This window comes from Treponema sp. C6A8 (assembly GCF_000619925.1).
Taxonomy (GTDB): Bacteria; Spirochaetota; Spirochaetia; order Treponematales; family Treponemataceae; genus Treponema_D.
This window is the reverse complement of the sequence record NZ_JHVB01000001.1, coordinates 500,120-523,913: the sequence shown is the minus strand read 5'-3', so window position 1 is coordinate 523,913 and position 23,794 is coordinate 500,120. Positions and strand designations below refer to the sequence as shown.

Below are 23,794 nucleotides of genomic sequence, written 5' to 3'. Positions count from 1 at the left end.
AGACTGTAATTTAAAAATGAAAACAAGTTTGAAAATTGTTTACACCATAGCTTCTATTCTTTCTCTGCTTGTGGTTTTTACCTTCCGCTCTGTTCCTCAGGGCCGTTTGTGGAAAAAATACAGTGTGCTTTATGTTGCGGCGGGGGCTCCTGAAGAAAGCGTACAAAAGACCCTTTCTGAAAACGGGGTTGAAAAATATGCCTGCTACACAAATCAGTATGTACCTCTTGTCTTAAAAGAAAACTCTCCGGAAGCTTCGCTTCTGCGTCTTTCTGCAAAGGACTCTTATCTTACCAAGCGGCAGGCTTTCTTTTTTGATAAATCTCAGAACTATAAGCTTTATTATGTTCCTTCATCTTATAAGGCTCAGCTTGAAAAAACGGTGGCGGCCTTAAATCAGCAGAAAATCAGTTCTGGGATTGATTCAAATGCCAGCTACCCATTTTTAATTCCTCTTTTTGTGCTTGTTTTCTCTGGCATTTTGCTGGGCTTTGCTAAGAATAAGGTGGTTTATGCTGTCGGCGCTGTGTATTCGGTTTGCTTTGCTCTCTGCAATCCTTTTTACCCTGTGGCGGCATCTTTAATCATTGTGCTTCTTTTCTTTTTTGTAATGTCGAATTTGTGGAAACGTCAGGGCGTTTTTGAACTTGTCCGCCAGAGCAGGATTTTCCTTGTGCTTCTGGCTGTTGTGCTTTTGAATATCATCTGTTCTTCGCTTTTAACTGTGGTGCTTTTCTTTTTCTTTGTGGGCGGAGTTTTTTCGGCTCTCTGCATTTACAGTGAAATTGAAAGATACAGGATAAGCAAGCTTCACTTTCAAAGTCTTTTTATTCTTCCTGCCAAAAGAATTGATTATTTTTCTAACAAGGCATTTTTGATTCTGCCGGTTTCTGTGCTTGCGGTTTTTATGTTCCTTATGGTGAGCCTTGTTACAACAAGAACTTCTGCTGGCTCTCATCTCTCTAAGATTACTCTGCCTGGAAAAAGCGGGGCTTTAAGTTCTGAGCTTCCTCAGTTTGACGGCTATTACAAGTGGAACTGGAAGATTCAGACTTCTCCTTATGTTTCCCTTAATTCTTCGGGGGGCAATGATTCTTCTGACATTAAGCTTTCGCAAAAAATTGAATTTCCTTATTACGAAGAATCTGACCAGAAAATTGAAGTAAAAACTAAGAGTTTTGTTTTTGATGAGGCATTCTGTAATAATTCCTATAATCAGATAGACAATCTCTACGGAAACTCTGTTGAGCGAATCCTCAAAAGCGAAGGAAAGGATTCAACCTTCGGTTATGTTTCGCTTAATTCATATTCAATGAGTACCTTAAGCATAATAATGATTTTAATTTGCTTTTTTATATTACTATTTATTTATATTTCCAGTATTATTAAAAAAGACAGCAGGGGAAGGGGCAAATGATACTTTTTGCAGAAAAAGCTGATGAATTAAAAAATTATACATGTTCTCAAAATGCGTTTTTGCCGCACCACGTTACAATTCCATTATCTCAGGAATATAATACCTCTTGTAATCCTCTTGTAAGGACTGGGGAGCTTGTAACAGAAGGACAGATTATTGCGGCTTCTGATAAGCCTGGCAAAATTAGCGTTCATGCTTCAATTCCTGGTGTTGTAGAGGAAATTGTAGAATGCCAGTGTCCTAACGGAAAGACAGAAAAGGCTGTGAAAATTCGCCTTCAGGGCAGTTTTGATTTTTTGGGAAGACAGATTCCTTCACGCCCTATTGATACTCTTTCAGCTCAGGAAATTCAGGAACATATTTTTGACAGCGGAATCATCAATACTTTTAATGTAAAAAAGCCTGTAAATCTGGGAAATCAGATTAATAATTTTTCCGGCCAGACTCTTGTTATAAGACTTTTTGATGATGATCCTTCTTGCATCACAGACAGACTTCTTACCAAGTTTTATTTTGAAAGAATGATGAAGGCCTGCGGCTATCTTTTAAAGGCGCTTGGAAGAAACAATATTGTTTTTATTTATAATTCAAAGCTTACTCCAAAAACTCTTTTTGACCCATGGATGACAGAAACAACTGATTTTCTGGATGTAAACTCAAATGAATATCCGGCTGGTCTTGAGGCAAAAATTATTGATGCCTTTAATAAAAATGTAAAGGCTGGAAAAGCTTCCAAGAGAAATAAGACAAATAAAAATACGGACATAGTTCTTACTAAAAAGGATTTGTTTATTGATGCATCAACCTTGTATGAAGTTTATAAATGTGTTGCTAAGAAGATTCCTTCAATAAACAGACTTGTTCACGTTTCTGGAAACTGCCTGAAATCTTCATGTTTTTTGAACATTAAAATTGGAACTACAATCCGCGATATTATTTCTCAGATTGGTGGAATGATAAAAACTCCTAAAATGATTATTATTAACGGACGGCTCCGCGGTTCAAATGCGGCTTCTCTTGATATGCCTATTACCCGTTACGTAAAATCAATTTCGATTGTATCAGGAAAAAATACTTGTGATTCTAAGATTTACGACTGTATTAACTGCGGAAACTGCAGGGCAGTCTGCAAGCAGAATGTTTTTCCTGACGTAATTTACAATCACGTTACAAACTTTAATATTTATAGCCTTGAAAATAACGGTAAAAACCAGGATGTAGAAGAACTTTTGAAAACTCTGGTTGCGAAGTGCGTGGACTGCGGAACCTGTAATATGGCTTGTCCTTCGCGCCTGCCGCTTACACAAATTATCAATATGCTGAGGGATGATTACAATGTTTGATTTAAGTAAAAAGAATAAACTGGCAAGTGAACTGAATCCCTTTTTCTATCTTTGTAACTCAATGACAACAATGACTTATAAGTATTCTATTCTGCTTATAATTCAGGTTATTGCCCTGATACTTACAAAAAGTTATGGCTCTGTTCTGGTAATTTCTTTTACCTTTGCAGGCGGACTTTTGGCATCTGTAATCTATTACATTCTTACAAAAGAAGCCTTTTATAAAAATACGGAAGTTATTATTCAAAGCATTCTGATTGGATTTTTTCTTCCTTCAACTTATCCGCTTTTTACAGCCTTTTTGTGCTCTTTGATTCTGCTTTTGCTTTATAAGATTTTTGTCCGCCACAGCAATAACTGGCTTACACCTTCGGCTCTTGCAATCGTAATTGCCTGGTTTGTCGGAAAGCATTATTTCCCGGAGTTTTTGATTACCCAGGATTTAATCATTTCAAAAAATCCTTCAGTTTCCCTGATTACTCAGGGGGCTTTCCCTGTATATGGCTTTGACAGTTCAATTACAAACTTTTTGAACACATATATTCTGTATCCTTTCAGGGTAACAGTTCCTGAAGGCCTGATTTCTCTTCTCTGGGATACAAACTCTTCCATTCCGGCATTCAGATTTAATCTTTTAAATATTATTGCCACAATCGTTATCTTCTGTGATAACAACATGATGGAAATTATTCCGGCGCTATTTATGTTTGTTTATGCAGTTCTGGTTCGTCTCTTTGGACCTGTAGTTTACGGCGGCATTTTTAATACAGGTGACGTAATTCTGGCCCTTCTTTCCAGCGGAACTCTCTTTGCTGTTGCTTTTATGTTCCAATATCCGGGAACTGTGCCTATCACCAAAAATGCCAAGTTACTTTTTGGAATATTAGCGGGAATTATTGCATTTTTGGTTAACGGCGCTGGTACTTCGCCGATTGGAACTGCCTATATAATTTTGATTTGCAATATCTTCAATCTTCTTTTGCGTTCAATTGAAGATGCCCGTGTAGAAAAAAAATTGAAGATAAATATATTTTCATTGTAGGAAATAGAAGAGGAAATTATGAACGACGAAAAGTTTTATAAAGATTTTTTTATAAAATATGGTATTCTTACTGCCTTTTTTGCAGTTTTCTTTTTTCTTACAATTTTTTCTGTTGTAATTTCAAGAAAATCCTGGCAGATAAATCTCAGAGGGCTTGTTGAAACTGTACTTGAAGAGCATGAACCTAACAGCTGGACTCTTGAAAATACAGTTCGTATTGATAATCCTTTTTCAATGAATTTTGCCTGCTATGAAGCCCGTAACCGCAAAAACGGCGAGCTTTATAAGGCTGTTATTCTTCGCGTTCAGACATTTTACGGCCCGACTCCGGCAGTTTTTCTTGTTTCTTCAGATTATGATGTTGAATTTGTTGGTATTTCAAGTTTGCACGGACGTTTTTCTGCGCAGATAAAGAACTTTAATAACAGCCTCAGGATTGATTATTGGAAAAACAGGATTGTTGATATCTTAAAAAGCGGTAAACAAAAGTAAAAGGTTAGTGTGATGAAAAAATATTCAAACTATTTATATTTGCTTTCTTTTCTTTCTATAATTATTCCGACTCCTGGACGATTTGTATTTGGCTTTACAATCTGTATGGAGCTTTTTTTGCTTACAATTACAGGAACTTTGTTTAATTCATTGACAAGTTTCTTAAAAATAAAAGAAACAAAGACTATGCTGCTTCTTATGTTTTTGATTTCCTTTACAATCATTTACCGTCAGATTTTTGTTGTCTTTCAAACAGAAGTGGCCCTTGTTATGAGCATTCTTTTTTATCTTCCGCCGCTTTCTCTTTTTATGATTCATATTCTTTCAAAAAATGATGAACTCAGCCTTTTGCAGAGATTGAAATCAAACGGAACTCATATTGTACTTTTCTGTTTAATCGGGCTTTTGTTCTTCCTTTTGCGTGATTTATTTGTATTCGGAACCTTTACTTTTTATGGTGAAAATCATCTGATTTATGAAAAAATCATTTTCCCATTCCAGACTACAGGATTCTTTGCTTTTATCGGTTCAATTCCTGGTGTCCTTATGATTTTTGCCCTGATTTTGGTATTGCTGAAGTTTATAAAACGAAAATTTGATTCTTATGAAAATCTGGAGGCCCAGGATGCTTTATCTTGAAACATTTTTGTATTACACATTTTTTGCCTCTGCTGTACTTTTCTATGGAATTGGAATAAGCCGTGTAGGAGAATTTGGAATTGCAAAAATTCCAAATGCTATCTTCTTTGTTAAGAATGTCTCTTCAATTTATATCACAGCCATTCTTTCATGGATTATTACTTCAAAAATTCTTCTTCCTCTAAAGATTACAGAAATTTTCCCTCTGGTAATTTTTCTTATTCTTGTCGGTATTTCGGCTTTTTTTGAATGTCTGGTTCGTCTTACAACAAACAAGCTTTCTACTGAATTTATAATTTCATACAGTATTGTTTTCTTAGCCATTGCAGAAAGTTCCTCATGGATTAATACTCTTGTAATCTGTACCGGCGTTATCTGTTCGATTGGAGTTCTTTGTCCTTTTATCATTACTTTAAGACAGAGACTTATGAATAACGGGCAGAAAATGAATGAAAAATTCTACAGTTTGTTTTTCATTTTCCTTGGCGTAATTCTTTTGATTTTCTCTGTTTTTGATATAAGTTGGCTGAATCCGGGGGCTTTAAGATGATTCTTTCTATTTTTCTTTTGATTTTTATAGTTCTTGTTCTGGCTCTTTTAATCAGTTTTGTTTTTTATGTGCTGGAGCCGTCTGTAAATGAAAAAAACAATAATTTTGAAAATCTTCTTGTAAGCTTAAATGATGCTTCCGACTTTTATGCTGAACATAAAAGAAAAATCATCGTTTCGGATAAAAAAGCCGTAGTTTTAAAGCAGAATAAAAAGCAGATTCGTAATCAGCCGATTGATTTTAACAGGCAGTATACCTGTGCCATGGTAAAATCCATTTATTTTACTGATCCTGGCTATAAATTTGTCTGTCTTGGACTTGGAGACTGCGTTCAGGTATGTGAACAGAAGGCAATCGTAATGAATGATCACGTTGCAGAAGTTACTCAGTCCTGCTGCGGCTGCGGAAAGTGCAGCCTTGTCTGTCCTCAGAAGATAATAAAAATGGTTCCTAAAAATCTTACTGATTTGGGACGGGGCATTAAAGCCGGTTCAGAGCTTGAAAAGGAATTTGAAGATAATTTAATAGAAAAAAATATTGAAAGGAAAACAAAAAAATACTTTAAACTGTGGGCTTATTGTTATAAAATATATAAGATAATAAAAGTCAATTTTAATTAATAATTGGAAATGCCTGTTGGGGAACTGGCATTATAACAACTTTGAGCGGCAGGTTTAAGTGGGAAAGCTGGCCGGAAAGGTTTTATGGCTACCACTTTTATAAGTTTTATTTACAGACCTGCATCTTCGAACCTTGATACTACTGAACTGCTAGAAAAAGAGTACCAGAAGCTTTATAAGCCGCTCGCTAAGTTTCTTTTTGCGCATCCGGAATTTCATTTTACATTTTATTTCCCGGGAAACAGAATTCAGTTTTACAAGAAAAAGCGGCCGGAATTCCTTACACTTTTAAAACAGCTTATAGAACGTAATCAGATTGAAATTTCTGGCGGGGCATATTATGATCCACTGCTTCCACTTTTGTTTACTGCAGACAGGAACGGTCAGCTGGATCTTCTTTCGGCAGAAATAAGGCAGAGTCTTGGAAAGAGGCCTCGCGGCTGTTCATTATTTGCGGACTGCTGGGATTCTTCAATGGTAAATAACCTTGTTACCTGCGGTTTTGAATATGTTTTCCTGGACAGCGCCTGCCTTCCGTCAAAAAAACTTAATCTTCTTCCTCTGATAATGTCAAATCTTGGAAAATCAATTGATATTTTCCCGATTTATCATAACTTTATTGAGTGTACAGACAATTTTGTTGATGATTTTATTCAGAAGGTTGAAAAGCTTAATGCAAAGCTCGAAAAGAAAGGTCAGGTATTCCAGCAGACTCCTGACAGAATCCTTTGCATTGACTTAAAACGTTCGTGCCTTGAAAGTCTTTTGAATGAAGATAAATTTTCTGAATTGGCACAGAAACTTGCAGAATCTGAAACTGTAAAGACAACAATTCCTTTTACTTACAAAAAGAACTCGGGCGTAAAGGAAAGTGTTTATGTTACTGAAGCAATTAATAAATCATATCTTCAGCTTTCAGATAAGGTAAACCCGGACGATATCAATACTTTCTACGACCTTCAGGAATCATTCGAAACTGTAAAGAAGCTTTTCAGCCGTATTCTCTATGTTGGAATGCTGGTTAATCAGTATAAGAGTGATAAAATGCGAAAGAACTCTGCCCGCGATAAACTCTGGCAGGGGCAGAACGGAAAGGGACTTCTTACAACTTCAGCTGTGCTGCGCCAGCAGTCATATAAGCTTTTGATGGAAGCTGAAAAAATCCTTCGTGAAGACAATGCATTTAAGGAAAGCCTTACCTGTTTTGACTACAACTGCGACGGTATGAATGAGTATATCTGCCGAATGCAGAACTATTTTGCCTGCATATCAAGCGTGGGCGGTTCTATTCTGGAATTGGATATCCTCAAAAATACCGGCAACTATGCTGACAATCTTTCAAACGGTAACTACAAGCGGGGACTTTTCGTAGATCACATTTTTACAGAAAGCCAGTTTGAAGATTATAAAAAAGGCATTCCTGCAGGAGACGGTATTTTCTCCCGAGTTCAGTACAATCAGATTAAGTTTTCTCAGAGTCATCACGAATTGCAGCTGGGAGCAAACGCTCTTTTTGGCTCTTCAAAACAAAAGATTTATCTGCGAAAGAAGTTTTTGATTAATTCAACCGGAATGATTATTCAGTATATTCTTCGTAATGAAAGTGAAAAGCCTTTGAATGCCATTTTTGCTCTTGAATCAAATATTGCCCACACAAAATATAATCCGGATTCTCTGGTTTACTATAACCTTGAAACTGCAACTGATGATCAGAAGTGTGTAATTGATACATCAAAATCCCTGCTTGAACAGAATGGCAATCAATTCTTAAGCGATATTGATTCTATAAGGCTTTCTGATACAGAAGGCTGCATTTCCTTTACTTTTGAGCCTAACGAAAAATCTCACTATATTTATTATCCTCTGGTAAGTGAATTCAACAATTCTCCGGTTCATCTCAGCTTTGTTTCTACAATGTTCTGGAATGTTTCTATTGAACCTGGAAAAGAAATCGAAAAGACTATCAATTTTACGATTACAAACCTTAAAAAAGAACGCAAGCCTAAAATTACTCAGTAAAAAAAATGAAGTTAAAAACGGGTGATTATTTAATTTTTCTTTGCATTTTATTTATTTCTGTTTATTTAATTTCAAAAATCCGCATAAAAAACGGCAATAAATTTATTGTAAATGCAGACGGAAATGAGTACGAATACAGTCTTCTGGAAAACAGGACTTATGAAGTTTCGGGAAGGCTTGGAATTACAAAAATTGAAGTAAATGATGGAAGGGTAAGAATTGTTGATTCTCCCTGTAAAAATAAGACCTGTGTTCATCAGGGCTGGGGAAAGCATATTATCTGTCTTCCAAATGACGTGATAATAACTGTTGTAAGCGGGGATGATTTTGATGCAATTGCGCAATAAAGAAAAACTTGCATATTATTCAGCCCTGACTCTTCTTTTTTCTTATGCAGAATTTCTTCTGCCGCATCTGCCTTTTTTGAAACTAGGGCTTGGTAATATAGTAATTTTACTTGCCCTTGATTTTGCACCCCTGGATTTTATAAGCCTTCTTGTCTTAAAGTCTGTTACTTCAAGTTTTATTTCGGGAACTCTTTTTTCTCCCTTTTTTTTGATTTCCTTCTGTCAGTCTCTGGGGGCGGGAAGCCTGATGTATTTGATTAGTATTGCTAACCGACGTCTTTTTAAGGAAATGCTTTTTTCTGTTTACGGTATTTCCTTATGCGGGGCAGCTGCAAGTTCTTATATTCAGATTGTTTGCGCCGCCTTATATCTGGGAAAAGAAGTTTATAATATTCTTGGCTTCATGCTTTTGTTTTCACTTTTTTCAGGTCTGTTAACTGCCTTTATAAGTACAAAATTTGGTATATATAAAGTTCCGGTGATTAAAGGATATGAAAACAAGACGAAAGAAAAGAAAAAACTTGATTTTCTGTCTATTATTTTAGTCATCTTGTTAATAATTGTACCATTTGTAATAAAATCTCTTTGGATTTTAACGGTACTTTTTGCAATTTTATTAATCTTTCAGCTTTTGAATAAAAGAAAGCTTCGTTTATTGCCTCATATTTCCTTATGGATTTTTATCATTTTTCTGAGCTTTTTCAGCGGTGGAGGAAAAGTTTTATTAAGACTGGGAGAATTTACGATTTATGAAGCAGCTTTTTTTGATGCAGTTAGAAAGTGTCTGGTTTTAAGTTCTGTAATCTGTATTTCTCAGTCTGCTTCAAAAATCAGAACACGTGGAACTTCTGTGTTGGGATTGACTGCAGCATATTTTTATTCCCTGATGAATTTATTTTATAATACAAGTGGAAATGTGTTTTATAGAATTAAAAGGGTGTTGCAGCAGGGGGAACTTGAATATTCGGAAAAAGAAGTGACTTCTTCAAATGTTTTTATTCTCTTGATTATTCAACTTGCGCTCTTTATTTTACTGCTTCTTGCAGACTTCAATTTTCCTAAAATCAGCCAGCTTTGTGCAAGACTTTTCAATTCCTTCTGAAATAACTGCAGACATATCTTTGCATAAAAGAATAATTTCAAAATCATAATATGAAGAGCTTTTCCAGAATTCGATTGCTTTTTCTTTTCCCATTGCAAAAAGAGCTGTGCTTAAAAGATCACCTGTAATGCCGTCTTTTGTAATGATGGTAACTGAAACAAGTTCATTGTCTACCGGGCGGCCTGTTGAGGAATCAAATATGTGGATGTATTCTTTTCCGTCGTCGCCGGTGAAAAAGCGTTCATAGCCGCCGCTTGTAATAACTGCGCAGTCACTCAGCTTAAGGGCAAAAACAGGGCCTTCATCAGCTTTCCAGGGATTTCTTAGACCAATATTCCAGTCACTCCCGTCCGGCTTACTTCCAAGCAGCTGGATATTACCGCCAAGGTCCAGAACTGCAGAGCTTACTCCATTTTCTTTTAAGGTTTTTATGGCAAGGTCTCCTGCATAGCCCTTTCCGATTCCGCCGAAATCAAGCTGCATTCCAGGGGCTCTGAACAATACATTGCCTTTTTTATTAGCCTTTTTATAGTCTGTAAGAGTCAAAAGTTCTTTTATGCGGGCGTCACCCGGTACATGATAGTTTTTTGTTGTAAAGCCCCATTCTTTTGTTATGGGATACAAAAAGGGATTGAAAGCTCCGTTTGTTTTGCTGGCTGCATCAAGGGACTGTGAAAGAAGGGAGTTTAATTCCTCTGACAGAATAATTTCACTGTCGCAGGAATTATTAATCTTATAAACCTGGCTTTCTGAATCTGTAACGGAAATCAGTTTTTCTGTTTCAAGGATTTTTTTCTTTGCAGCTTTATTTGCGGTCTGAGCATTCTTTCCAAAGCTTTTAATGCTCATAAAAGTATTCATAGCCTCAAAGGAAATTACATCAGAGGCGGTAGAGGAAGAAGTATTACACGAAAAAAATCCGGCTGTAATTATTACAGCCGGTATCAGATTTCTAAAGATTGGCAAGAAGCCACTCTTTGAATTTGTCATAGTCATTTTCCATTGGAACTGCCTGATCTGGGAGACGGAGAATCTGTTCAAGACGCTCTGGAATTGCAGGATCCTTGTTGATTGCATCTTTTACAATCTGTCCGAATTTTGCAGGTGAGGCTGTTTCCAAAATTACTCCGACAGCTTCTTTTGAATCGATTTTGGCAGCCCATTCTGGCAGGTTTGGAGAAAGACCAGGCTTTTTCCAGTCGTTTTTCTTGCAGGTATTAAGTCCGCCGGCTTTAATTTCTTCCCAAGCCTGATATCCGATTGCTCCGTGTGGATCGATGATATAACCGGTTTTGTCATTGCAGTTTTTAATTGCTTTCATGATGCCGTCGTTGTCTGTCCAGTAAGAAGCGAACATTGAACGAACCTGATCAAGTGAGTACATTGCCTTAATGCGTTCGTAGTTACTTGGAGCGCCAACATCCATTGCGTTAGCGAAAGTTTCTACAGAAGGGCGGGCATTGTAATCGCCGGTTGAAATCCAGTCTGGAATTGTGCGGTTTGTATTTGTTGCGGCTGTGAAACCTGCAATTGGAGCGCCCATTTCCTTTGCAATCAAACCTGAAGTGAGGTTTCCGAAGTTTCCTGAAGGAACAACCATAATGATTGCAGGATCTTTAAGTTTTGAATCAATTACACAGCGGTTGCGTACATAGCAGGCTGCATACATGTAGTAGAAGCTCTGTGGTAAAAGACGGGCAATATTGATTGAGTTTGCAGATGAAAGTCGGAGTTTTCCGCGAAGAGCGTCATCTGTAAAGGCTGTTTTTACAAGTTTTTGACAGTCATCAAAAGTGCCGTTTACCTTAAGGGCGCGAACGTTGCCAGTGAATGTAGAAAGCTGTTTTTCCTGAAGAGGACTGATTTTTCCTTCCGGATAAAGGATTGTAACGTCAATGCCTGGTACGTTGTGGAAGGCGCTTCCAACGGCTGAACCTGTATCACCAGAAGTTGCAACCAGAATGTGGAGGTTGTCTTTTTCTGAACGGTTGAAATATGACATTACACGAGCCATAAAGCGTGCTCCAAAATCTTTGAAGGCACAGGTAGGTCCGTGGAAAAGTTCAAGAATGTAAGAAATTGAATCTGTAGGAACAATTTTTGGGGTAAAAGGATAAGCATCCTGAATAATCTGAGTCAAATCTTCATCAGGAATTTCACCTTCTACATAAGGTTTTGCCATATTAAAGGCAATGTCACGGAAAGAAGGAGCCGGGTCTTTTAAGATAAAAGAAGACTCCAGCTTTGGAAAACTTGTTGGAATGTAAAGTCCGCCAGTTTTTGCATTCATACCGCCCATTACGGCAGTCTTGAAATCAACCTTTACACTTGAATCTCGTGTGTCTGTGTAAATCATATTTTACCCCTTTGTATATCCTATAGCCCGAAAATAAGGCTGTCTGCAATTGTTGTCGAAAGTTTATCTTTACAGGTTTGTGTTACGTTGTTCCAGTTTGTTCCCTGCGCGTACTGTTCAAATTTACATGTGTAAACAACCTTTCCGTTTTTCATGTTTACAGCAGAAATATCTGCAACCATTGTGCAGCAGTAGCCTGTACCGTTTTCAAGAGCTGTTACAGGCTGAGAGAACTTGATCGTTCCGCAGATTAAATAGCCATACTGGTCTTCAATAATTTCGTAATTTTCTTTGTATAAGGTCTGAAGTGATTTGCCAATGTCGCTAGGTTCGTTTACAGGAGCATTTCCGACATTCCAGATTCCATATCCTTTGAGCTTTGAAAGAACTTCATATGAGTTACGGGTTGGACGGTTCTTTTCATTAAATTCCCAGATAAAGAGTACTGCGCCTTTTTTTGTAAGGTCAGATTTTACTTTCCAGTCTGCATAAACAGCTTTTTTTTGCGCTGCTGTAATTACTTCTTCTGAAGTGGAAATAGGTGTAGGATAGAAAGCAAGCTTTTCATCACAGGCGAAGTCTGGTTTCTCTGCTTTAAAAGTACAGAAACCGTTTTCATCTGAAATTAATTCTGCTGTTGAAAAAAGAACCTTTCCATCAACTTTTCCGGAAGGATAAGAAACTGTTACAGGGAAGGCTGCAAGGGGTGCGCCGTCTTTTCCTGTTATTGCAAGAGAAAAAGCAGTATTAAAATCTGTTCCGGCAGTTGTCACTTTTGGACTTGAAGTAATTTTAAGACTTACATTGTCCAGAGATTTAATGAACTGGGTATCTTGTGTGTTTTCTGCTGTTTCTTTTGATGTGTTATTTGAAGGGCTTTCTGTTTCTGATTTGCTATTATTTGATGGCACTGAAGTACAGGCTGTAAAAATAACTGGAAGTATAACTAAGGATTTTGCTATAATTTTTTTCATAATAATTCTCATTTAAAAGGAATGATTTAGTTTACCGAATTTATCGGTATTTTTCAACGTAGTATATATTGTAAAAAAGGGTAGAAGAAAATAAAATATTATTAGGGTGGATTAAAAAAATGAATCGCTGTACTAAAGCAATAATCTATAAATCAAATCTTGAATATAACATCAAACAGATAAAAAACTTTGTTGAGCCGGGCGTAAAGCTCTGCATTGCGGTAAAGGCAGACAGCTACGGTCACAATGCGGTGCTGACATCTCAGATTGCAGAAAGCCTTGGCGTTGAATATCTTGCAGTTGCCAGCGTGGGCGAAGGTGTTGAACTTCGTCATGCGGGAATTAAGGCTCACATTCTGCTTTTGAGCCTTTGCGTACCGGAAGAATTTAATGATTTATTTGAATATGAATTAACGCCTCTTGTTTTCAGTAAGGAATATATTGGTGCTTTGAGTGAAGCCGCTGACGGCTATTTTAAGCGTCAGGTTGATAAAAACCTAAAGCATTCGGTATTTCTTGCGGTTGATACTGGCATGGGAAGAATCGGCTGCTATCCCGAAGAAGCTGGAGAGGAAGCAAAGCTTATCAGCGGTTCGGCTCACCTTAAGATTGGCGGTATGATTACCCACCTTTGCGTAAGCGACAGCCTTTCTGAAGATAACCAGAAATTCACTAAGGAACAGGGCGAGGCCTTTAAACTTGCAGTAGAAAAGGTAAAAAAGGCTGGTATAGAGCCCGGCATTTTGTCATGCGGAGCAAGTGCAGGACTTTTGAACAATTCAGATTTGCATTTTGATCTTGTTCGCCCCGGAATCATTACTTACGGCTACTATCCTGATGAAATTACTAAGGAATATTTACAGTCTCAGAAAAAAGATTTTGATATAAAGCCTGTTCTGGCGCTGCAGAGTCAGGTTGTTGCAATCAGACATTTCCCTAAGGGAAAGACCGTTTCTTACGGACGTACTTACGAGTGCCCCGAGGATACTGACATTGCCGTTTTACCAATCGGTTATGCAGACGGACTTTTGCGCCGCTTCAGTCCGGGACTTGAAGTTACAATTAACGGAAAAAATTATCCGGTGCGCGGCCGTATCTGCATGGACCAGTGCATGGTAGACATTGGCAAGAATAACCCGGACGTAAAGCTTTGGGATAAAGCTGTAATTTTCGGGCCGAAGGAAAGCGGGGCTCTGAACACAGCGGAAGATTTGGCGAGAATTGGTAATACAATCTCATATGAGGTATTAACTTCAATAACCAAGAGGGTTCTGAGAATTGTAAAATAGGTGCTAGGTACTAGGTTATAGGAATTTTATTTTGTCGCAATATGTATGTCCTAGAACCTAAAACCTGACACCTATAACCTCATTTATGAAAAACAATCCTGTCTACTTCGGCAACCAGGTAGAAGGAACCGGTAACAAGTAAGATTTCACCGCGCTCAGAGGCTTCTTTGAGCGCTTTTTTTATCATCTGAGGGAAGTCGTCGCTGAGTTCGTAAGAGAGGCCGGCGGCATTGAAGGCTGACTCGAGGGAAGGCAGGTCTGAGTGCTTTGTGTCACCCGGGCGGGTGGCATAAATATGCTCAAATCGGCCTTTAAGAACCTTGGCAATGTCCTTTACGTCCTTGTCGGCAGCGCAGGCAAAAAGAAGACTGACTTTTTCTTCGCCGTAAAGCTTGTTCAAAGTATCAAGAGTCAGGGTAATGGAATTGAGGGTGTGGGCGCCGTCTAAAATCAAGGCAGGAAGCTGCTGGTAGCCCGGAACTTCGGTAAGGATTTCAAAGCGGGCAGGAAGCTTAGCTTTTGCAAGTCCGCGCTCAATAATCTCCTCATCAAGATTAGGGAAGAGCTTTCGCGCCGCAATGGCTGCCAGAGCCGCATTTTCCAGCTGCATTTTACCAAGCATTTTGAGGCTTGTTTTTATAGGACGGTTAAAAATCTCGCTTTCAAAAGAGATGTTCATTACCTTTTTTTCAAGATCAAAGCTGTGGGAAAGATTTTTTGTAACCTCATCTACAAAATAAATAGGAGCGTGGCGGGTAAAGGCCTTTTCTTCAAAAACTTTCTTTACGCTTTCTGTAGTCTGTCGTGCAACTACAACCGGGGTACAGTTTTTTATGATTCCGGCCTTTTCTCCAGCAATTTTTTCGATAGTGTCACCAAGGAATTCGGTATGTTCCAGTTCAATCGGTGTAATGCAGCAGAGTTTCGGTCGCACGACATTAGTGGAATCAAGGCGGCCGCCAAGTCCAACTTCAAAAACAGACCAGTCAACTTCGGCCTTACGGAATACAAGGAAAGAATAAAGGGTAACAAGCTCAAACCAGGTAATAGGACGTTCGGCAGGAAGGGAAGTCGGAATAATTGATTCAATGTTTGGAATCATCTCGCGGATGGCCGCTTCGTAGGTTTCTTCATCAAAAAATGTGGTAGGCAGGGTAATTCGCTCTCGGAAATCTGAAATATGAGGAGAAGAAAAAACACCAACCTTGTTGCCGGCTTCTTCAAGAATGCAGGCAATCATGCGGGAAACAGAACCTTTACCTTTAGAGCCCGCAATATGAACGCAAGGGGCATAATCCTGAGGGTTTTCAAAGCGCTTGCAAAGATAGTCTATTGTATCCAGCCAGAAAATGTCTTTTTTGGGATTTTTTTCAAAGTTCAGATAATCTTCAAGCCAGTCCTGAAAGTATTCCACCGCATTCATAGCAAGCATTATAAACTTGTTTGTGCGCTTAGTCATCAGAATTTGAGCAATAAAAAAGGGACTGCAATGTTTTTTTTGCAAGTCCCTTTTATGCTTATTTTTTAAGATTGCAATAACCTTTTAAGATTAATGCTGTAAGTGCTACTCCTGCAAGCTCAGCGAGCAAAACTAAAAATGCTACTCCAATAAAATGAATCATTATGCTACCTCCATAACAGATTTGTTATTTAAATCATTCTTTTTCTGACCCAAATTAAGATAGACAAGCGGAAGTCCTATGCAGACTGCGCCGCCTATGATATTTCCAAGGGTAACAGGAATTAAATTGCTGATTAGATAAGATTTGACAGTCAGAGTCTGCAGGCTTTCAGCAGAAAGTCCCAGTTTTTCGATGGCTGTCTGAACGTATAATGGATTAAGGGAAGCAAGCAAACCTGCTGTGATGTAGTACATGTTGGCTACGCAGTGCTCGAAACCTTCAACTACAAAAAGCATGATTACAAAAAAGATTGCTGTAAGTTTGCCTGTTACATCTTTTGCAGCGCCAGCCATAATAATTGCAGCGCAAACAAGGATATTACACAAAATGCCAGAAACAAGGGCGCTTGCAAATGAAAGATTAACTTTTCCAAGGGCAACCTTCATTGAATAGGCGCCAAGAAGTCCTGCTGAATAGTTGAACTGTCCGCTTGCAAAGGCTCCAAGAGCAATCAAAGTAGCGCCTGTGAAGTTACCTGCAAAAACTACTGCCAGAACTCTGATTATGCTGAGCAATGATTCTTTTTTGTTCATCCAGCTCATGGCCATAAGGCAGTCGCCTGTAAATAATTCGCCGCCAATCAAAACTATCATCATAAGCCCAACAGGGAAAACGACGGCGCTTGCAACGCGGGCAAGTCCGACATTAGTGATGGCGTGAGATGCAACGTTTCCGGCACATGCCCCGAGGGCAATCATTGCGCCGGCAAGAACTGCGCGAAGAAAGAGTTTTGAAAAAGGACTTTCAATCTTCTGTCTGCAGCCTGATATATAATCTTCAATAACCTGTAATACGTTTTTCATAGAGATTACTCTATAAAATCAAGGTCAGACAGACAATTTTTTGTAAGTAAAATAACTTTTCAAAGTATTTAACACAGAAAGGATGTGGGAGATAAAAAAAAACAGCCCTCAAGGGCTGTTTTTACAGTTATTATGTGAACAAAAAACTATATACACATATTCATTACCGAACGTACTTCCTCCAGTGTCTTAATACCAATCTCGCGGGCGCGAGCGGCACCTTCAAGAAGCACTTTTCGGATGTATTCAGGGTCTTTTTCCAGTCTTGCACGTTCTGCGCGCAATGGACGGAGTTTTTCGTTCAAAGCTTCTGTCAAAGTTGATTTGAGCATTCCGCCGCCACCGTCACCGATTCTTGCGGCAATTGCATCAGGCTCTTCACCGGTACAAAGGCTGATGAGCATAAGAAGGTTTGCAACTTCAGGGCGGTTTACAGGATCATAAGTGATGTTTCTGTCCTGGTCAGTCTTTGCCTTTTTAATCATTTTTGCAGTTTCATCTTCTGTTGCAGAAAGCATGATTGCGTTTCCGCGTGATTTACTCATTTTCTGGCTTCCGTCCAGTCCCAAAATCATAGGAGTTTTAGAAAGCAAAGCCTGAGGCTCCGGGAATACAGGATCTTTTCCGCTGTCCAGACAGAACTTGCGGTTAAAGCGGTTTGCAATAGTACGTGTCATTTCAAGGTGAGGAAGCTGGTCTTTTCCAACAGGAACGATGTTTCCCTTACAGAAAAGAATATCGCATGCCTGATGAACCGGATAAGTGTACATTCCGGCATTTACGTTTTTAAGACCTGCGCTTTCGATTTCCTCTTTTACAGTAGGGTTTCGGCTTAATTCAGCATTAGAAACCAGAGTCAAAAATGGCAGCATAAGCTGGTTACATTCTGGAACGTAAGAGTGAGGGTAAATGATTACATCCTGTTTTTCAGGATTGATTCCTGCTGCAAGATAGTCAATTACAAGCTGTTTTGTATTCTGGCTGATTTCCTGATAAGCATCGTGGTCTGTCAAAACCTGATAGTCAGCAATCAAAATCATTGTCGGTACGCCCATATTTGCAAGGCGAACGCGGTTCTGAAGAGAACCAAAATAATGTCCGATATGAAGGCGTCCTGTAGGACGGTCACCAGTCAGTACACGGTATTTTTTAGGATTTACAAGAAGGTCAGCTTCAATTTTCTTGCTTCTTTCAAGCGCTGCCTCATAGCTTTTGTTGATGTCAGTGTATTCCAATTCTGCCATAGTTTCCTCGTGTTTCTTTTTGTAGAAATATAGCAGATTTTCGGAAAGTATAAAAGATAATGAATTACTATTCCTTAATAAAGTTTATATCATCACTTTCAGAGGGATTTTCGTCACTGATTTCAATAAATAAATCATTATTCTTTTCGTATAATTTGAAGCTGTAATTTCCCTGCGGAATAACCTGTACGGCAATATAAGGAATACCGTCAATTTCTTCATCATCAATCAATTCAATCTTTGCATTTTCTTTTACTGTCGCATTTTCAAAAGAATGACACCATTTATAAGTTTTTTTGTCAAAATAATATGGAACGCATTTAAGTTCTTCACATTTCGTAAAATTTTTGAAAACAAGGTAATCTTCAGCTCTGATTTTTTTAATGTCGAAAACATAGGCATCGCTAAGATTGATTTTTGGAAGCGGAGAAGTGTCAAAATCTTCACCTTTAGGTCTAATCTCAACTTTTAAGATTTTTCCAGAGATTTGAATCTTATAGGAAAGTTCCGCCTGATTTTCTGGTTTAAAAGTAAAATAACGCCAGTTTAAAGCATCCTTATTCAAGAAACTTTCATAATCCTTATCAGAAAATCCTTTCAAATCACAGGAAGCAATTTTTTCCCATTCTTTTGAAATAGGATTGTTTCCGTAGAGAGTGATTATATTTGCCTTGTTTGCATAAAAAGTCACAGAAACAGAATTAACGCCCTTGCAGTTATATGTCTGTAAATCAATCACAGGGCTTTCATCAAAGGCTTGTGGTACGTCGTAATCCAAATCATATTTTGGCGCTTTTGCAAACATAAGTGACGCAATCATAGAAAGTGTAATAAATAGAGTAGTCTTTTTCATAAATATGTCCTTAATTTAATTATAACATAATTTAATAAAAGTAGAGAAGAAGAAAAGTAAATACTGTGGCATATAAAAAAATGTGTGATAAAATATTATTATGTCGATTTTGAATCGTATTTTTGGAGCAAAAGAAAATCAAACAGAAATAAACTCTAATGAATTACATAATTTTGAAAATCCCAAATTAAATGAGGTTATACAATTATACGATTTTTTGACAAAACTTCTTTCTTCAGATTCCTATATTGCAAAAAGTGATTATCTTAAGAAAATTGAATCTTGCAAGGAGTCAATTTCATATTTTCAGCAACTTAAGACAGACGACTTACTTTCTGATTTTTGCAAGAAAAATAAAGTATCAAATGATTTGATTATTTCTGTTTTGGAAAAATACTCGGATATTGTAAATATTGTCACAAAACATAATGAGGATTTTATATCAGAGAAACTACAATCTGAAAAAACTTATCTTGATACTATTTTGCATGATATTGATAAAAATATAATGCTTGATGATGATCAAAGACGAGTTGTTCTGACTGATGAAGATTATTGTCTTGTAATTGCTGGTGCAGGTGCCGGAAAAACAACAACAGTCGCTGCAAAAGTTAAATATCTTGTTGAAAAGAAAAATATAAATCCTGCAGAAATTCTTGTTGTATCATTTACAAATAAAGCAGTAGGGGAATTAAAAGAGAAAATTAATAAGCAGCTGAAAATAGAGTCTCCGATTACAACTTTTCATTCAACAGGAAATGCAATTCTTCAAAAAGATTCTGAAGAAAAATTAACAATTGTTCAGAATGAAAAATTGTATTTTGTTCTTGAAGATTACTTCCGGGATTCGGTTTTACAGAATCAAAAACTTATTGATGATTTAATAAAATTTTTTGCAACTTATTTTGATGCTCCCATTCAGGTTAAAGATAAAAACGAGCTTTTTACAAAACTTAGCAATTCAAATTTTTCTACAATGAAAAGCGAAGTTGGCGAAGTTAACTATCAAATAGAAATGAAAAATGCCCGCGGAAAAGAACACATTACAATTCAAAATGAAGTACTTCGTTCACAGGAAGAGGTTCAAATTGCTAACTTTTTGTATTTGAATAATATTGAATATGAATATGAACCAAGATATAAATTTAATATAGAAGGTGCTAAAAAGCCTTATACTCCAGATTTTATAATTAGGCAAAATGGAAAAGAAGCTTACATAGAGCATTTTGGAATTACGCAATCTGGAAACAGTAATCGTTATTCCAAAGAAGAACTCGAAAAGTATAAAAAGGCTGTGCATGACAAGGTTGATTTGCATAAACAGCATGGAACAACACTTCTTTATACCTTTTCTGAATTTATTGATGGACGAACTATTCTAGAACATTTAAAAGAACAATTGCAAAATTCTGGCTTCATTTTGAATCCTCGTGATAATAAAGAAGTTATGCAGAAGATTTCAAATCAAGATGGAAGCCGATATATCAGAAAACTTATAAATCTTGTGGATCGCTTTATTTCAAACTTCAAGACAAATGGATATCCAGTTGAGAAATTTGATGAATGGTCATTACAGTCTAACAATGTACGTACAAAACTTTTCCTGGGAATCTGTAAAGAATGTTATCTGGAATATGAACGATATCTCCACAAAAACAATGCTATTGATTTTTCTGACATGATAAATAAATCTGCAAAGCTTTTGCGTGAATCTAAAAATGTGAGTGATCAGATTAAATTTAAATATATCATTGTTGATGAATATCAGGATATATCTCGCCAGCGTTTTGATTTGGTTGGGGCTTTGCATGATGTTACTTCTGCAAAAATCATTGCTGTTGGTGATGACTGGCAATCGATTTATGCTTTCAGTGGTTCTGATATCACTTTATTTACAAAATTTTCTGAGATAATGGGATATGCAGAACTCTTAAAAATCACAAAAACCTATCGAAATTCGCAGGAAGTTATTGATATTGCAGGAAACTTTATTCAGAAAAATACTGCACAGATTAAAAAGTCTCTTAAATCTCCGAAGACAATAAATGAACCTGTAATTATTTATACTTATGATGCAAAACAAAAATTTTTTGGCGGAAATGCGAATTACAATCTTGCAAAATCTGTAGAAACTGCAATCGAGCAAATTATTGAATTCAACAAGATGGACGGTAAGGATTCCAAAAAACAAGAAATCCTTTTGCTTGGAAGATTTGGGTTTGACGGGAAAAATTTGGAACGTTCAAGCCTATTTGAATGTAAAGATTACGGAAACAAAATTAAATCTCTTAAATATCCTGAATTAAAAATAACATTTATGACGGCTCATGCATCCAAAGGTTTGGGATATGATAATGTTATCGTTATTAATGGCAAAAATGAAACTTATGGATTTCCTGCTAAAATTGAAAATGATCCCGTACTAAATTATGTTGTAAAACAAGATAATGCTATCGAAGCTGCTGAAGAACGACGTCTATTTTATGTTGCTATGACGAGAACAAAAAACAGAGTTTATTTCATAGCACCAGAACAAAATCCATCAGAATTTCTTTTGGAAATTAAACATGATTATAAAAATGTAGTTCTAAAAGGAGATTGGAGTGAAGAAGTAAAACTAGGATTGGAATTCAAAAAATCCTGTCCGATGTGTGGTTATCCATTACAGCATAAAGTAAAAGCCGCTTATGGTTTGAACTTATGGATTTGTATGAATGATCCTGAAGTCTGCGATTTTATGACAAATAGAATTGAAGCTGGAAAGTTAGCTGTTCAGAAATGTGATATGTGTGACGGATATTTAGTAGCAAAATTGCAAAAAGATGGCAGGTACTTTTTAGGTTGTACAAATTATAAATCAAATGGAAAGGGGTGTGGAAAAATAATCTGGAATGAAGATTATTACCGTATGAATGGACTTTCTCCAGAGCCTGCACCTAAAAAGGAAATCCCAAAAGGGTATGAACCTAAAAATAAGTAATAAAAATGAAAAAAAACAATAACAGATTTTCTAACAAATAAGAGAAAAGTCATGTTACAATAATTGATAATTGGAGATTTTAGATGAAAAAATTATTTTTTGTTTTTTCGTATATTTTTATTTCTTTAATTATTTTTTCTTGTGCAACAGCTAGTGGAACTGCATTGGTAACAGGTATAAAAAGAGAGGCAACAATTCCAGAACAAGTTATAATTTATACGGAAGCACCTCAGAATTATGAAGTTGTAGGAATTGTTACAGCAGCAAGTGATGCTGGAAAGACAGAACAAGATATGCTTAATTATGCAATTGCTGAATTAAAAAAACAGGCAGCAAAAATTGGGGCAAATGGAGTTATCATTGAAGATATGGATTTATCTTCAGGAGGCTTTGTTATGTTCTATGGAGTTGCAGTACCAATAGCTGTAAAAGAGGTATCTGGAAAAGCTATTTTTGTAAATGAAAATTAGTTTGATATACATAATTTTGTGTTAGGCTATGGAGCGGTGGCGAAGCCAGTCGGGAGCGTAAGCGGACGACCGCGCGTTAGCAAGCCGCGGAACAGCCGACCGGAGCCGGAACGATGTGACGGCTCCGGGAACACCATTTTTTTAATCTCTTATAGACTTTTTTGCAATTTCCAGAAGTTTTTCCTTATCATTCATTGCCGGGTCTTCAAGAACGGCTTCAAAAAGCTGGTTTAAAATTGTGCCCAGCTGCTTGCCGGCGGGAATGCCTATGCCAATCAAATCTTTTCCGTTTACCGCAAGGTCTTTAAGGCTGAGAGCCTGATTTTTTGCTTCAATTGCCTTAATTCTTTCCTGAAACTCAATTAAATTGTCGCAGGCGGCGCTGTCGTGAAGGCGGACAGGCTGATTGTATTTTCCGTACATGTCGGCAAGACGAAGGTCAATTAAATCAGGGATATTTTCCGAGCCAACTTTTACAAGGAAGCGGCGCACGGCAGCATCTGTCCAGTCCGGGGTGTAGTAAAACATATGATGCTTTACAAGGTGGCAGACGTGGTCGGTGTCGGCATTGGAGAATTTAAGGCGAATCATGATTTTTCGGGCAAGCTTTTCTGATTCTGCTTCGTGATTAAAAAAGTGAAATACCTTAAGGCCTTCAGGAGTCGTATTTTCTGTACGGGCAGCAGGCTTTCCGATGTCATGAAAAAGGGCTGCAAGGCGGACTAAAGGTTTTGCGGCCGGGGCACCGTCGCAGGCGTAAATGTTGTGGTCAAAAACGTCAAAAATGTGGTAGCCGCGGTCGTCACTCTGAATGCAGTTTCGGCAGGCTGTAAATTCGGGAATAAAGATATTCAAAATGCCCGTTTCTTCCATCTGTTTTATTCCAAGAGAGGGCTTAGGAGCTTTTAAAAGCTTCAGCAATTCATCGCGGAAGCGTTCAAGGGAAATACCCGAAATCTTTTTAAGCACTGGCTCTGTAGAAATCTCGCGGTATGTTTTATCTTCAATCTTAAATTCCAGCTGGCTTGAAAACCTGATGGCGCGGATAGGGCGGAGTCCGTCTTCTAAAAAACGCTCGCGGGGCACTCCAACTGTGCGGATAAGCTTTTTCTGAATATCCCTTTTTCCGCCGTAAGGGTCAACAATGCGGCCATTTTTAAGGTCAACGGCAATTGCGTTCATGGTAAAATCGCGGCGGCTCAAATCCTCTTCGATTGTGGCAGCATAGTTTACGCTGTCGGGGTGGCGTCCGTCTGAATATCCGCTTTCTGTGCGGAAGGTAGTAACTTCAATTTCATGCTTTTTGTAGTGAACTGTAACGGTGCCGTGCTCAATGCCGGTGGGCACTACAAACTTAAAAAGCTTCATTACATCCTGTGGTGTCGCGTTTGTAGCTACATCCCAGTCAGAAGCCTTTTTGCCAAGGAAAATATCGCGTACGGCGCCTCCTACCAGGTAAGCCTTATAGCCGGCCTCTTCAAAAACGCCGCCGAATTCCTTGAGCAGGGCAGGGATTGTTATTTTTTTGATTAGAAAAAATCTAATAAAATTTATCAGCTTCATCTAAAATCC

21 protein-coding genes are annotated in these 23,794 nt (G+C 37.6%); 13 read left to right on the top strand and 8 right to left on the bottom strand.

All coding sequences use genetic code 11. From position 1 onward, the window contains the following. Positions 1-16: 16 nt before the first annotated feature. The 10 genes from T530_RS0102350 (at position 17) to T530_RS14560 (ending at position 9,571) form a co-directional block, all read left to right on the top strand. On the top strand, positions 17-1,417 hold the full coding sequence (locus T530_RS0102350) for a hypothetical protein (RefSeq protein WP_027727627.1): 1,401 nt from the start codon (positions 17-19) through the stop codon (positions 1,415-1,417). Continuing rightward, positions 1,414-2,760, top strand: a complete 1,347-nt coding sequence (locus tag T530_RS0102345) for a 4Fe-4S dicluster domain-containing protein (RefSeq protein WP_027727626.1) — start codon at positions 1,414-1,416, stop codon at positions 2,758-2,760. Before T530_RS0102350 ends, T530_RS0102345 begins: the two co-directional genes overlap by 4 nt. Then, positions 2,753-3,802 carry an RnfABCDGE type electron transport complex subunit D gene (locus T530_RS0102340; RefSeq protein ID WP_027727625.1) on the top strand — a complete coding sequence of 350 codons (1,050 nt, stop codon included), beginning with the start codon at positions 2,753-2,755 and terminating at the stop codon, positions 3,800-3,802. The genes T530_RS0102345 and T530_RS0102340 overlap by 8 nt, the downstream gene beginning before the upstream one ends. An 18-nt stretch (positions 3,803-3,820) precedes the next feature. Further along, a complete protein-coding gene (locus T530_RS0102335; protein ID WP_027727624.1) occupies positions 3,821-4,294 on the top strand; it encodes a hypothetical protein in 474 nt (157 codons plus the stop codon). Positions 4,295-4,306: 12 nt separating this feature from the next. Then, positions 4,307-4,933 (top strand): hypothetical protein, encoded by a 627-nt coding sequence (locus tag T530_RS14565; RefSeq protein ID WP_051537764.1) that lies wholly within the window; start codon positions 4,307-4,309, stop codon positions 4,931-4,933. Then, on the top strand, positions 4,920-5,483 hold the full coding sequence (locus T530_RS0102320; RefSeq protein ID WP_027727622.1) for a hypothetical protein: 564 nt from the start codon (positions 4,920-4,922) through the stop codon (positions 5,481-5,483). Before T530_RS14565 ends, T530_RS0102320 begins: the two co-directional genes overlap by 14 nt. After that, positions 5,480-6,103 (top strand): hypothetical protein, encoded by a 624-nt coding sequence (locus tag T530_RS0102315; protein ID WP_027727621.1) that lies wholly within the window; start codon positions 5,480-5,482, stop codon positions 6,101-6,103. The genes T530_RS0102320 and T530_RS0102315 overlap by 4 nt, the downstream gene beginning before the upstream one ends. An 84-nt stretch (positions 6,104-6,187) precedes the next feature. Then, a complete protein-coding gene (locus T530_RS0102310; RefSeq protein WP_027727620.1) occupies positions 6,188-8,122 on the top strand; it encodes an alpha-amylase/4-alpha-glucanotransferase domain-containing protein in 1,935 nt (644 codons plus the stop codon). 5 nt (positions 8,123-8,127) lie between these two features. Further along, positions 8,128-8,469: a NusG domain II-containing protein gene (locus T530_RS13315; RefSeq protein WP_051537762.1), complete on the top strand. Its 342-nt coding sequence runs from the start codon at positions 8,128-8,130 to the stop codon at positions 8,467-8,469. After that, positions 8,453-9,571 (top strand): Gx transporter family protein, encoded by a 1,119-nt coding sequence (locus T530_RS14560; protein WP_051537760.1) that lies wholly within the window; start codon positions 8,453-8,455, stop codon positions 9,569-9,571. The genes T530_RS13315 and T530_RS14560 overlap by 17 nt, the downstream gene beginning before the upstream one ends. Here the strand turns inward: T530_RS14560 and T530_RS0102295 are convergent. The 3 genes from T530_RS0102295 to T530_RS0102285 are packed head-to-tail and all read right to left on the bottom strand — an operon-like array spanning position 9,500 to position 12,901. Continuing rightward, positions 9,500-10,561 (bottom strand): FAD:protein FMN transferase, encoded by a 1,062-nt coding sequence (locus T530_RS0102295; RefSeq protein ID WP_027727619.1) that lies wholly within the window; start codon positions 10,559-10,561, stop codon positions 9,500-9,502. The two genes, T530_RS14560 and T530_RS0102295, sit on opposite strands and share 72 nt — an antisense overlap. Continuing rightward, on the bottom strand, positions 10,524-11,927 hold the full coding sequence (gene thrC, locus T530_RS0102290; RefSeq protein WP_027727618.1) for a threonine synthase: 1,404 nt from the start codon (positions 11,925-11,927) through the stop codon (positions 10,524-10,526). The genes T530_RS0102295 and thrC overlap by 38 nt, the downstream gene beginning before the upstream one ends. A 20-nt stretch (positions 11,928-11,947) precedes the next feature. Next, positions 11,948-12,901 (bottom strand): hypothetical protein, encoded by a 954-nt coding sequence (locus tag T530_RS0102285; RefSeq protein WP_027727617.1) that lies wholly within the window; start codon positions 12,899-12,901, stop codon positions 11,948-11,950. A 119-nt stretch (positions 12,902-13,020) separates the two neighbouring features. On the opposite strand from T530_RS0102285, the gene alr reads away from it, so the two are divergent. Next, positions 13,021-14,190, top strand: coding sequence for an alanine racemase (gene alr, locus T530_RS0102280; RefSeq protein WP_038073285.1), 1,170 nt, complete (start codon positions 13,021-13,023; stop codon positions 14,188-14,190). Positions 14,191-14,269: 79 nt separating this feature from the next. Here alr and T530_RS0102275 read toward each other — a convergent pair whose 3' ends face one another. The 4 genes from T530_RS0102275 to T530_RS0102255 form a co-directional block, all read right to left on the bottom strand. Further along, positions 14,270-15,649 (bottom strand): folylpolyglutamate synthase/dihydrofolate synthase family protein, encoded by a 1,380-nt coding sequence (locus T530_RS0102275; RefSeq protein WP_252507347.1) that lies wholly within the window; start codon positions 15,647-15,649, stop codon positions 14,270-14,272. 162 nt (positions 15,650-15,811) lie between these two features. Next, positions 15,812-16,675, bottom strand: a complete 864-nt coding sequence (locus tag T530_RS13305) for a formate/nitrite transporter family protein (protein ID WP_038073282.1) — start codon at positions 16,673-16,675, stop codon at positions 15,812-15,814. Positions 16,676-16,821: 146 nt separating this feature from the next. Continuing rightward, positions 16,822-17,919, bottom strand: coding sequence for a tryptophan--tRNA ligase (gene trpS, locus T530_RS0102260; RefSeq protein ID WP_027727614.1), 1,098 nt, complete (start codon positions 17,917-17,919; stop codon positions 16,822-16,824). Positions 17,920-17,986: 67 nt separating this feature from the next. Then, on the bottom strand, positions 17,987-18,772 hold the full coding sequence (locus tag T530_RS0102255) for a hypothetical protein (RefSeq protein WP_027727613.1): 786 nt from the start codon (positions 18,770-18,772) through the stop codon (positions 17,987-17,989). 100 nt (positions 18,773-18,872) lie between these two features. Here T530_RS0102255 and T530_RS13300 point away from each other — a divergent pair, with 100 nt between their 5' ends. Both T530_RS13300 and T530_RS0102245 read left to right on the top strand, forming a co-directional pair. Beyond that, positions 18,873-21,752: a UvrD-helicase domain-containing protein gene (locus tag T530_RS13300; RefSeq protein ID WP_081773643.1), complete on the top strand. Its 2,880-nt coding sequence runs from the start codon at positions 18,873-18,875 to the stop codon at positions 21,750-21,752. Between the two features lie 83 nt (positions 21,753-21,835). Next, positions 21,836-22,222 (top strand): hypothetical protein, encoded by a 387-nt coding sequence (locus tag T530_RS0102245; protein WP_027727612.1) that lies wholly within the window; start codon positions 21,836-21,838, stop codon positions 22,220-22,222. A gap of 141 nt (positions 22,223-22,363) precedes the next feature. Here T530_RS0102245 and T530_RS0102240 read toward each other — a convergent pair whose 3' ends face one another. Beyond that, positions 22,364-23,785: a CCA tRNA nucleotidyltransferase gene (locus T530_RS0102240; protein ID WP_051537758.1), complete on the bottom strand. Its 1,422-nt coding sequence runs from the start codon at positions 23,783-23,785 to the stop codon at positions 22,364-22,366. Between the last annotated feature and the right edge of the window lie 9 nt (positions 23,786-23,794).